Annotated in this window: 4 protein-coding genes and 2 pseudogenes; 4 read left to right on the top strand and 2 right to left on the bottom strand. The window is 58.6% G+C overall.

The window, feature by feature from the left end:
- Positions 1-3,147: 3,147 nt before the first annotated feature.
- Positions 3,148-4,250: pseudogene (locus N2605_RS26420) on the top strand (IS3 family transposase).
- A gap of 283 nt (positions 4,251-4,533) precedes the next feature.
- On the opposite strand, the gene N2605_RS26415 reads toward N2605_RS26420, so the two are convergent.
- Positions 4,534-5,190 carry a carboxymuconolactone decarboxylase family protein gene (locus tag N2605_RS26415; protein WP_260343680.1) on the bottom strand — a complete coding sequence of 219 codons (657 nt, stop codon included), beginning with the start codon at positions 5,188-5,190 and terminating at the stop codon, positions 4,534-4,536.
- Between the two features lie 373 nt (positions 5,191-5,563).
- Here N2605_RS26415 and N2605_RS26410 point away from each other — a divergent pair, with 373 nt between their 5' ends.
- The 3 genes and pseudogenes from N2605_RS26410 to N2605_RS26400 all read left to right on the top strand — a co-directional run bounded on the left by N2605_RS26410 (position 5,564) and on the right by N2605_RS26400 (position 10,287).
- On the top strand, positions 5,564-6,454 hold the full coding sequence (locus N2605_RS26410; protein WP_260343678.1) for a transketolase: 891 nt from the start codon (positions 5,564-5,566) through the stop codon (positions 6,452-6,454).
- Positions 6,455-6,617: 163 nt separating this feature from the next.
- Complete coding sequence (locus tag N2605_RS26405) at positions 6,618-7,823, top strand: transketolase family protein (protein WP_260343677.1); 1,206 nt, start codon at positions 6,618-6,620, stop codon at positions 7,821-7,823.
- A 1,128-nt stretch (positions 7,824-8,951) separates the two neighbouring features.
- Positions 8,952-10,287, top strand: a pseudogene (locus tag N2605_RS26400) (IS5 family transposase).
- A 339-nt stretch (positions 10,288-10,626) separates the two neighbouring features.
- Here the strand turns inward: N2605_RS26400 and N2605_RS26395 are convergent.
- Positions 10,627-11,502, bottom strand: coding sequence for an HpcH/HpaI aldolase/citrate lyase family protein (locus N2605_RS26395; protein ID WP_260347497.1), 876 nt, complete (start codon positions 11,500-11,502; stop codon positions 10,627-10,629).
- Between the last annotated feature and the right edge of the window lie 551 nt (positions 11,503-12,053).

The raw sequence follows: 12,053 nt of genomic DNA, 5'->3' as shown, positions 1-12,053 counted from the left end.
TCATCGAAATCAGATTGATCAACCGCGTGACAACTATGCTGTCGCGGACGACGAGGGCCGGGAGCCGTATACCATCGATTAGTTGAGAATCGCCGAGTGCGCGGAATAATCGAACGTAAGGCAGCCCGTCGACTTTGCCAGCTTAAAAGCACGCCTCGAAAGAGTAGGCTATCGAGGTCCATGCTGTTTCTGTGGCGGACTCGGTCGCCTTTGGCGGGATTGATTGCCTGCTCTGCTGGCAGACCGACGATCCTCGGAGCCGCCATCATCCTACGGTCAGCCCGCCTGCCGGCATTGCTGTCGTGAGCAGGCTCGGCGGAGCGGCCTGAGCGCGGCGATGCCTCAGGATCAACCTAAGACATGGCTACCGGTTCTTCGCGTGGATGCTGCAGTATTGATGCCGGCGTATTTTCAAAAAGTTGAGAAAGGAAGCCGGGTCGGGCCCAAGTAGAGGCCGAACGCTAGCAAGAGCATGTCACACGATAGCTGTGGAATCGTCTGGCGAGCGGGCGATCGGGACGCTGCCGAGCGAGGCCAGTCCGGCACCCCTTGCAGGACTTTAGGGAGCGTGCGAAATATTAGGATCAGAGCCCAGAGCCCAAGTAAATTAGCGACGGTACTGGCGACCTCGTTTGTCGATGGTCGGGAAACCCACCGTCTGTGCGAGCGCATTCCGGCAGGCCAAGAGCAGGAAAGCGTGAGCGTTGAACGGAGCAAAGCGAGAGCCGAGCCACAGCGGTTGCCTACCGCTGATCAATCCGGAGCGGTGGCTTCACCGCCAGATCGGCGCCTCATCTAGGTAGCAACGACGATGACTAGCATTGCCGTGGCGATCAGGGCAAAGGCGTACAGCGGTCCGGCGAATTCAGGGATGCCAATGCTGAAGAGCGGCGTTATCACCGGACCCACCAAGGTGCCAAGGCTAGTTGCCCGAGCTAAGCTCGACATTCATCGCGTGCGCTGAGCGCGGCAGGTGCCGTCCGCGATATAGGATTGACTCGCCGGGGTTAAGGCCGCGCCGAAGAATCCAAAGATCGCACGATTGGCGCGGAAAGAATTCAAAGCCAATCGTGGCAGTTGCGAGGCCCGTCAGGCCCGCACTTACCAAGAGGGCACTGAATGTCTTGGAAGCCACAACAACGGCAAGGTACGATCATGAGCGGCTTACGTCGCTGCGGATCCGATTGACGAGCCCAGAAGGGTGAGGCCACAGCCCATAACAGGAAGGAGAGCGAGAAAATAACCGCCACCATCAAATCTGCGATGCGAATCGAGTGGCCGATCAAGGGAAGCACTGACTGCGGCCCGTTAGTGCCAATCGCGGTAGCCATTGAGAGCCAGAAGATGATGGCGAAGGCGCGTCGTGATAGCCTAGGTCCATCGGGCATCTGGCTTCTTTGTATTGAGCCGCAGAAAATCATCGCCGTCTGCTTGCGGAAGTATTCAATCCGACCGGCGCCCCCGTCCGTTAGGAAGGAAACGAAGACCAAAGAAGTGTATGAGCTCCGCAGTCGAGTTGTAGTCTCGATTGGCTGTTCTTGCAGATGTTCGGCACCTTGAATCACTGGTCTGCTGAAAATCTGCGAAACCAACTAAGGCTCCACGCGCCTCCGAAGATTGTATCTGACGGCGGTGAACCCACGGCAGCCCATGGCCTTGTCATGCCGCCTCCGTGTGGCATTCCTACATCACGGCCGAGCAAAGGTGAATTAGGGCTGTGCCCAATATCGGACGGCGCAACCTGTTGCGATCTTTACGAGCGCCGCATCTCAAGGGCCAGCCAGCCCGTCAGCTCTTGAGCGGAGCCAATTCAGCGAGTGCGGTGACAGGCAACCCAGTCTACCGACGCTTCTTCTGACTTTTCCAATGCGGCGTTCAGATCATCAACTCGGCGGATCGCGTAGCCCACTGGCGGCCGCTGGACTCCCTTTGGCCCCTCGATACCCAGGAGCATACCGCGCGAAACGATGCCCGGCTGCCGGTGGTTGACGCCAAACTTCGGCGCGCCGTCATCTGTGAGACATTAGCGCACATTGCACCACAATTGAGCTGGCCGCCGCAACGGACGTGGTCAAGTGCCCCCAGGTCGAACACTATACGGGCACGTGAATGGCGCCATCTTAGTAAGGAAAGACTGCGGCGCACCTCATCAGCGTTCCAAGATCCTTCCTGGAATGGCGTTGAATCGCCTGCGCCCCCTCCTGAGTCTAACCGAGGGTCGAGGTCGAAGAGTTTGCCTCGCGCACCTCGGCTATCGCATCAACAGAAGGTGCGAAGATTCGGAGAAGGTGCCTGCGTTGGCGAAATCGAAGGGCGAGTTGTTCAGCTGCGCCGAGATAGGTGCGCGACTACGACGTGATCGTCTGCTGCCAGCGATCCGGACGATTGTAAAAAGCGCTGTCCGATGGGCCGCGAGTGTGCCGCGCTCTATTCGTCGATCGGGAGGCCGTCGAATCGCGCCGGAGGAGCTGCGCGGAGACTGCTGGTGCAGGTGTTCTATTACGTCCGCTCGGAGAAGCTTCCGATGGAGCGCTGGGATAGGACCCGCTGTTTCGCCAGTGTAGGAGCCGCAACCGGCTGCTGGAACGCCACATCGACGCCAAGTTGCCGACGGCTGTACTGGCGCGGACCCGGTTGAGGCAGCTTCTATGGAGTGATCAGCTCTCTGACACGCTGATCGACACTTGGCTCCGCGAAGATTGTCAAGCGGAAGGAAGGCTACGACGCGGCGCCGGCGCAAGGCCGCGGCCGCAATGCCGATGCCGCCCTCCCGTGCCAGAACGCTCGAACGACACCCAAGCGAACGTCGTATCGTAAGGGTAGAAGCAAGGAGCCGAAAGCTGCTCCAGTGGCACCGGCGGGCGGAAAACTACAGGGTCTGCTGGTCGGCACCTGCCTGCCCCAGGCGGACCGGCATGCCGAGCGGGGGTCTGGCTGCCAATGATTGAGCCTCGTGCTGACCGGACGACGGCGACACGCTAGGCACCAACAAAGCCTACGATATGCGAGACCTCGCCGACGAGCTGCATTTGATGGTCCTGACGACGCATGCGGCACAGAACGCGAGTGACCTGAGGCCGGCAAACTGGACCATTTTTGGCTAGAGTTTTCGCTGCGTAAATCTCTCGGCTGGGAGGAGCGACGACGATGAAGGCCTCGAAGTTTTCGGACGCCCAGAAGGCGTTCATTCTCAAGCAGGGCAGCGACGGGGTCGCGGTGGCGGAGATCTGCCGCAAGGCCGGGATCAGCCAGGCGACCTACTTCGATTGGAAGAAGAAGTATGACGGTCTGCTGCCAACCGAGATGCGCCGGCTGAAGCAGCTCGAGGAGGAGAACGGCAAGCTAAAGAAGCTGGTAGCCGATCTGTCGCTCGACAAGGAGATGTTGCAGGACGTGATCCGCCGAAAGCTATGAAGCCTGGTCGGAAGCGCAAGCTCGTCGATGGAGGTTTGTGGTGAGTGGCAGGTCTCGATCCGCAAGGCTTGTGAGGCCCTCGAGTTCGATCGCTCGACCTACCACTACAAATCTCGTCGCTCCGGCCAGGCCGCCCTCGAAGCTCGGATCAAGGAGATCTGCCATGTTCGCGTTCGCTACGGCTATCGCCGCGTCCACGTCCTGCTCCGCCGCGAGGGATGGCGTCATGGCCAGAACAAGACCCGTCGCATCTATCGCGAATTGGGCCTGCAATTGCGCAATAAATCGCCGAAGCGGAGGGTCAAGGCCAAGCTGCGCGATGACCGCAGGCCAGCGACGCGCGCCAACGAGACCTGGGCGATGGACTTTGTTCATGACCAGCTGGCAAATGGTGGCAAGCTCCGGGTCCTCACGATTATCGATATTTTCTCCTGCTTCTCGCCCGCCCTGGAGCCGCGGCTCACTTTCCGCGGCACCGATGTTGTGGAGGTGCTGGAAAGGGTTTGCAACGAAGTGGGCTTCCCGGCGACGATCCGCGTCGACCAAGGCAGCGAGTTCGTGTCGCGTGACGTCGACCTCTGGGCCTACCAGCGCGGCGTCACTCTGGACTTCTCACGCCCAGGCAAACCGACCGACAACGCCTTTATCGAAGCGTTCAATGGCCGCTTCCGGGTCGAATGCCTCAATGCCCATTGGTTCCTGTCGCTTGCGGACGCCCGGGAAAGGTGGAGACTTGGCGCAGATACTACAACGAGGAGCGGCCCCATGGAGCCATCGGCAATCGGCCGCCGATTTTGCTGCAAAATCACGCCGGCCAAACCAGCCCGCCAACGTGATAAGAGCGCAAAACTCTAGTTCTGGGTGGTCCAAAGTTCGGTCTCGCTACAGAGCGGTCGCAGCTCTACCGATTGACGGGCGAACGACCAGCCCCAGGCGGATGGAGGAGGCATTCGGCTGGATCAAGAACGATCGCGGGGCAAGAGAGGGCCCGCTCACTCCGCGACCGCCCTAAGCCGCTTCAACTTGGCGCAGAGCGTCGATCCGCAGGCGATGCCGTCGTGCAACTTCAGGCCGGCATCTCGCCCGAGCCTCGAAATCATCCATACGCACACGATGTGGTTACTTTTGGCAAACCTCGAACGGGTCCTCCTGCCCTGATGGCACAGTCTCTTCCGCCATCGCCAGCATCATCGCGACCATCACGTAATTGCCCGCAACCGCGGTGAGATCGACGATCTGCTGATCGTTGAAGATCTTCTTCGCGCGGGCGTAAGTGGCATCTGACACCTTCCTGGCCGTAGTGAGCTCGGTGATGAAGTCGTAGGTGACCGATTCGTCCTCTGACATCTCCGAGGGGCGATCGCCGGCCTTCAGCTGAGCTATAACCTTGCTGGACAAGCCGGCCTTGGCGGCAAGCGGCGCGTGCGCGAACCATTCGACCTGCGAGCGCCACTGCCTGCCGATGACCAGGATGGCGAACTCGTTGAGCCTGATCGGCACAGAGGTCTGCCAGCGCAAGTAATAGAAGAGGTCGTACAGCCGCTGGCCGAGCACGGGGCTGCGGAGCATCGGATTGTAGGGGCCGCCGAGGCCGACGCTCGACACCTTCATGATCTGCTCGGCGAGCGGCTTCTGCTGCTCATCAAGCTGATCCATAGTAAGCCGTGGGAAGCGGGGCGCCTTGCAGGTGGTTGGTGCGGCGAACATCGTGGCGGCGAGCCAGCCGCTGGCCGCGGCGAACGTGAGCTGCGATAGCCAAATTGACACTGAATGCATGGTTCGGTCCTATCGAAAGAATCTTATTTGATGCCACGGGTCGCCACCAGCTCCGCCGTCGCGTCTCCGCCTGTCACGTCTCACAGGGAATATCGATGATGCATTTCTGCGCCACCATTACCCGCTCGGCGATCTGGTCGTTGTCTTGCAATCCATGCTGCATTCGAGATGAGAACCTCAGAAGTTTTCGAGCTCAGATCTGTTACCTGCATTCAATCCCTTAGAGCGAGGCGCTAGGTTGTTTACTAGGTGGACCTTGCTTGGTCGTAGTGGACCCTGCTTGGTCGTAGATCAAATACCAGAATCAGTAGTTGGCCAGCACGCCAAACCTGCGAATATTGGCCCCGCGTCACACCTGTGAGGCGTTGCGTGGATGGAGCAAACCGTGACCGCGGAAAAAGCAGAGAAACTCTCGTCAGTCACAACAATGCAGAGGGAGGATGAGTTGCTCTGCAACTCACTTCGCACTCGCACTCTAAGTACAATCCGGAATGCCAGAGGTGGGCATATTGGTTCCTCCCTTTCGCTAATCGAAATCCTTTACAGCCTTTTTTTTCGATTTCTGCGCGTCGATCCGCTAAAACCAGATGACCCTAACCGCGACCGCCTCGTTTTAAGTTCTTGCCAAGGTGCAGTGGCCCTCTTTGGAGTAATGGAGCATCGCGGGTTCTTGCCGCCATTTTCTCTGGAGCGATTTCTCGTGCGCGGTTCGGAACTCACAATGTTTCCGACAATCAGCATCCCCGGCGTTGAAATGACGGGCGGGTCTCTTGGACACGGGATCGCGTTCGGGATCGGAGCGGCATTGTACGCAAAATCGTTTGGGCAACCTTATCTAACGGTCGTAGTTGTTGGGGACGGAGAGATGAACGAAGGATCCGTCTGGGAAGCAGCCTTGGCTGGCCATCATCTCAAGTTGAGCAACCTGCTTGTTGTCGTTAATCGAAATCGATACCAGGTCGATGGTCCAACCGAAACAGTAATGGCGCTTGAGCCTCTGGCTGAGAAATGGAAATCGTTTGGCTGGCATGTGCAAGAAGTAGATGGCCACTCGATATCGGAAATCGTGCACGCGCTCAACCTTGCCCGATCGAGCGCTGAAACATCCACTTCTCCGCAAGTTCTGATAGCGCATACGATCAAGGGACGCGGTATCTCGTTTATGGAGAATTCAGCGGATTGGCATTACCGAGTTCCGTCCGAGACGGAGTACAGCGACGCTCTCAAAGAGCTGGAAACCTTCCGCTCCACTAGCGGCCTATAGCGGCTCAAGGCTTCAGAGATCAGGTTGGTGAATCTACAAGCATCGAATATCAGACACTGGGACTTCTTCCAGCATGGGTCCGAAGATGCATTACGAACCTGCATGGGTTCGCTTGCTAACCCTTTTCCAGCTAGTCAAGGCTACAACGAAGGACTAGTCGACCTTGCTCACCAACTCTGCAAATGCGGTACTGCGCAATGTTATCGGTCCAACGCGCTTAGAGACTTGCACGCTCCAGGAGGCTCGCACTGCGAAAGACGGTGCCGACATTATCGAAAGTCTTCTTGCCACAAAAAGTGTTAGGTCTTACCCGCGCTTAATCGCAGCCAATTGCATCGGTGCCTGCACCATGGAAAGCGGGATGGGTGATCAGTTACGTCGTATCAAGTTCAGTCAGGAGCAGAGCACCGTGTCGAGCCAATCTTTTGATCTTCGTTCCGCGTTCTCAGCTGCGCTCCTAAGAAAAGCGAAGGCGGGAAATGCCTTTACCCTCATTTCCGTCGACTCAAAGAAGTCATCGCAAGTGGAGCGAATTGAGGCGGATTATCCGGATTACTTTCTTGACCTCGGGATAATGGAGCAGTGTGCGGCTGGCGTGGCCGCCGGAATGGCCAGTTGCGGGCACAAAGTCCTCGTTGTGGGCATAGCATCATTCATCACGATGAGGGCCTACGAGCAGATTCGCACGCTCCTGTCACATGGAAATTACGACGTGAAAGTCGTAGGCCTGTGGTCTGGTCTCTACCACACGTTCCAGGGACATACCCATGTGCCTCACGAAGATATTTCGATCATGCGTACACTGGAAAATGTATCCATTTACTGCCCGAGTACTTACGTGGACATGCACAATATCGTTGATCGCTTATTTGTGGAGCGCGGATTTGCTTATGTTCGCGTGGAAAGTCCTTTTTTGTCGCCAACCATGAGAGAACATGGCGGCGAGAACGCAGATCTAGACCGGCTGCAGATACTAAGGCGAGGTAACCGCGTGACGATTGTGAGCACCGGTCGTAGTCTTTTCGCTGCTATAGCCGCGGCTGATTTGCTAAACGACACAGACATCAGCTGCAGCGTTCTAAATGCAATCCGCGTGTGGCCGTTTGACGAAACAACGCTTCTCACAGCGCTCAAAACGACGGATATACTCGTCACCGTCGAAGAGCACGGAAAGGTCGGTGGGTTAGCTAGCATCGTTTCGGAGATGCTGGTTCAGCACGGCGTGTATGGCATTAGACACTTGCCATTCTCAGGGTCCAGGAAATATCCGAGCAACCTTGCATACGAGGATGCCCTCGACAGCTTTGGACTGAGCGGCTCCAAAATATCGAATGCTGTTGTTCGAGTGATCACTGGAGCTGAACCGTGAGCCGGACCGTCTTGCTGGAAGGTGCGTCTTGAGGCCGGCAGAGGACAGTTCGTGAGAGTCGATTTCGATAAAGGGCAGAACAGGAGAAACAGGCCAGCGGCCGCCGCCGCGCGGGCAGATTATCCGAGAGCCGACGCTGTACTCAGCGGAAAGCAACGCCACGGGCGAGATGGCGAGCACCTCAACGCGCCGACGTCGGTGATCTCGACGCCCCTTGTCTGTATCGTCGTCGACCTCTGGCCGAGCCCTGGCGACCGGCACAACGCTACTGGCGATGTTATCAACTTGCGGCCACGGCGACATGACCACGGTTTCGAACATAAAGACGATGCCGCTCTCTTATGGGGCGATGCGAACGCGAGTGCATGAGTTTGCACTGTCGCTCCGCCTGAAAAGGACCTAGCTAATCGACTTTGGCAGCCGCGCTGCGATCAATCGCAAGGGCGAGGGTATCGAAGAACGCTGTGCCCTGCGATCAGCAAGCCGTTGTCGTCGAGGAGAGCGGGAGGTGCACCTACATCATTGCGTGGTTTGACTAGATGGCTGGCGAGGAACACCTTCACGCTATGGCGTATCATGGCGAAGCACCCGATCCCTCGCTGGTGCGCCTCATCGACATCAACGCCGGCGCGCGCGACAATCTCTGACCAACTGCGAACTCGGTCGCTAGATCCGCCACGACTGCCCAACTCGAGTGCCGCGCCCGCTTCCCTCGAAGACTGCACGACGCGGAACAGCTATGACTTGGAACTGACGAGAGTGGACCGCTAACGCTTGCACCTGACCGTGCGCTACGGTAGGCGGCCGGCGAGGGGCAACACGCGGGCTGCAGCGCAATGTGTACTCTTCCATGTGCAAAAAAGTAGCCCCGGGCACGGCTGCCCTGGCCCTTTCGACCCGCCGTAGACTGCAGACCAGTTGCGGGCATCCGCGGATGGGGCGAGAAGCTGAGGGCGACCTGCCGCACGGAATAAGTCGTCCGTGAAGAGCTCCCAAGCCGTTGACCGGGAATTTGGAAACGGGATTTTGCCGTGACCGGATTTGCCGGAAAGCAGGCCCTTCAAGCGGGATTCCTTGCAACTTGATTTGTGATTCACTCATCTCGGACTGCTTTGGCGAGGAGGCGAGATGCGACCACGGGAGCGGGGCGAGACGGGAGAGCAGGATCTTTTCCGCTTTCGGCTTGATCAGATCATCGACATGAAGCATCCGCTGGTAGCGCTGGGCCGCGCGGTGGATTGGAGCTTTTTGGAAGAGCGGTTCGGCGAGGTCTACACCGATGATCCCGGCCGGCCGCCGCTGCCGACGCGCTTGATGGCGGGACTGGCGATCCTCAAGCACACCTACGACCTCTCCGACGAGGCGCTGTGCGAGCGGTGGGTCGAGAACCCCTATTACCAATACTTCTGTGGCGAGGAGTTCTTCCAGCACCGGCTGGTGTTCGATCGTTCATCGCTGACGCGCTGGCGTAACCGCATGGGCGAGGAGCGGCTGGCTGCGCTGATCCAGGAGAGCCTGTCGGTTGCCACCAAGACCAAGGCGATTAAGCCGTCCGAGCTGTCGCGGGTGATAGTCGACACCACGGTTCAGCCCAAGAACGTGACGTTCCCTACCGATGCGAAGCTTCTGAACCGGGCGCGCGAGAAGCTGGTACGGCTGGCGCAGCGTCACGGGGTGGCTTTGCGCCAGTCCTATGCGCGGGTGGGCAAGTTCGCTCTGATCCAGCATCAGCGCTATGCCCACGCCAAGCAGTTCAAGCGCGCCAACCGGAAGCTCAAGACGCTACGGACCTATCTCGGCCGCGTCATCCGTGACATCAGCCGCAAGATCGATGGTGACGGCGGGCTCGAATCGGCGTTCGCAAAGCTGCTCGCGCTGGCGCGGCGCGTGCGCGAGCAGAAGCAGCATCAGCGCGGGCCGAAGGTCTATTCCCTGCACGCGCCGGAGGTCGAGTGCATCGGCAAAGGCAAGGCCCATCGGCCTTACGAGTTCGGCGTCAAAGTCTCCGTCGCCACCACGATCGGCCATGCCAAGGGCGGCTAGTTCGTCACCCATGTGAGGGCGCTGCCTGGCAACCCCTATGACGGTCATACGCTGGCCACCGTGATCCCGGACATGGAGGTGCTCGTCGGCAACACGATCGCGCGCATTCTCGCCGACAAGGGATACCGGGGCCACAATGCGCCATCCGATCACAAGTTCAGGATCTTCATCTCCGGCCAGAAGCGAGGCGTGACGCCCAAGATCAAGCGCGAATTGCGCCGCAGGGCCGCCGTCGAGCCCGTCATAGGCCATCTCAAGGCCGAGCATCGCATGGGTCGCAACTATCTCCCAAGGAGACGCAGCCAACACCGTTCTCGCCGCCGCCGGCTACAACTTCCGCCGCCTCATTCGTTGGCTCAGCCTATTGCTGCGCCAAATCCTCACTGCTCTCATTGCCGCCGTTCAACCCGTTCCAGCCTGAAGCCAGAGTTCTTCACAAACGACGAATAAGAGTGGCGGACGAATGACGTCCGGTGGCTGATTGCCGATACACCTCGTCAGGCGTTGAAGTCGGGCCACGAGCGTCAGCGATGCTTTAAGAGCGATGGAGCACTCTAGAGAGATCGCGCCAGCGGCCCATGGAAGGGGCTCATCTGCGGCGCGGAGTGGACTCGACCGGCGACGCAGCGGCGCGCCCGGGTGGTGCCTGTTGGGGGCAGGCGTGAAGTGGTCACGGTTTGCTTTATCGTCGCCCTAGCGACCGCTTCCTGCCGACGTGATCAAATCGCTGCTTCAACCCAGTCGGTCGTAGCCAAACCCCTCAAAGTGATGGCAGCTCGACCGTTGGAACGTTGCCAACATCAATTCCGACTTCCCGAGCCTTCTTAAGGATGTTCATTGCTGTCCGAACGCTCGCATAGTCCAGAAGCGCTGAGTTATGCCGAACTGCGCCCTGGCCGCGGGCAGTCGCTTCCGCCAGGACGGAAACGATCTCACGGGCCTCGTTAATCTCATCCTGCGATGGCGAGTAGACCTCATTGATGATGGGGATATGGCTGGGATGGATTGCTGACGCCCAAGAGGCTCCCATGCGCTTCGATCTTTCGCCAATTCGCCGCACTAAGTCGAGGTCGTCCAAGTTCGCTGTCATGGCGCCTTCGACGTGTATGATCCCAGCAGCACGAACTTGCACCACGGAGTGGGCTCCAAAACAAATCCCCTCATCGGCCAAGTCATTGAATTGCAGGCCCAGGGAGCGGGCCATGTCTCCACCTGGGGTAGGGCCACCAGCACCACCGGCCCGCTTGACTCGCTGAGAGGCCATACATAGTTCATAGTAGTTGTACCTACCTACTGCGGATTCCGGGTACGGAAAAATCTCGATCCGGCCGACCGGGAGCCCCCGCGACCGCTCCAAGTCCCCGAGCACAAGGTCCAGAGCCGCAATCTCTTCTGGATCTTCGGTTTTAGCTACCGCCACTCCATCAAGGCCCGCGATTACAACCGCATTAAGGTCGTCTAGCAGATAGCCTGTACGCCACCCATTCGCCCTCACGAAGCGCCCGAAGCGGCCGGCGGACAGTTCCTTGATAGCTGCCGCAACCGCCTTGCGAGCACCAGCTTTTTGACCAATCTCGACCGAATCTTCGAGATCAAACATCAGGGCATCCGCTCCATATCGGGGCGCCTTTAACATCCAGTCGAGTTTGTGCCCAGGGACGTAGAGCATCGAGCGATACCAACGAGCTTCTCGAATTGTCTGGGGCATCATTCTTCCTTATTCAGAACGTAATGTCTAACGCCGCATTAAGGTCGCCTCGTGCCGGTGCGGCCCTATCTTTCTGGCTTGACTGTTGTTTACATATCCGAATCGCCCGCGCACCTACCTTTCCTTGTGGGTCGACACTTGCGATCAGGGTCGGCGCAAGCAGCTGTCGTGAGGCTGCGGACGCCGCCGTGGGATACGAACGGTCACTGGGTCCAGAGTTTGTTTTGGCATGACACCAGCTACGTCGCGTCATGCTGATGAACCTATCATGTATTCGTACCTCTAGGCCGAGACTGCGGAGGAAACCCATGCCGCTTGTTGTTGTCGCGCGCGCGGCGGATGCGCGCTCTTGGCTATGCATAGTGACGGAATACATCGTTAGAGCGCAGCGACGACCTGTTGAATTTCAAGCTCACATGCCGAACTTAACCGTAGCGAGCTCGGGGGTGCGATGGAAGAGCGCTCGGTCCCGCTGTATC

The sequence above is a fragment of the Bradyrhizobium yuanmingense genome (genome assembly GCF_025200905.1).
Taxonomy (GTDB): domain Bacteria; phylum Pseudomonadota; class Alphaproteobacteria; order Rhizobiales; family Xanthobacteraceae; genus Bradyrhizobium; species Bradyrhizobium yuanmingense.
Note: the sequence above shows the minus strand (reverse complement) of the source record. Positions and strands in the feature narration are given on the sequence as shown.

What these genes read in the sequence shown, in the direction of transcription:
- N2605_RS26395 (WP_260347497.1), bottom strand. Translation starts at nt 11,502, where the DNA reads ATGTTAAAGGCGCCCCGATATGGAGCGGATGCCCTGATGTTTGATCTC.
- N2605_RS26410 (WP_260343678.1), top strand. Translation starts at nt 5,564, where the DNA reads ATGGAGCAAACCGTGACCGCGGAAAAAGCAGAGAAACTCTCGTCAGTC.
- N2605_RS26415 (WP_260343680.1), bottom strand. Translation starts at nt 5,190, where the DNA reads ATGCATTCAGTGTCAATTTGGCTATCGCAGCTCACGTTCGCCGCGGCC.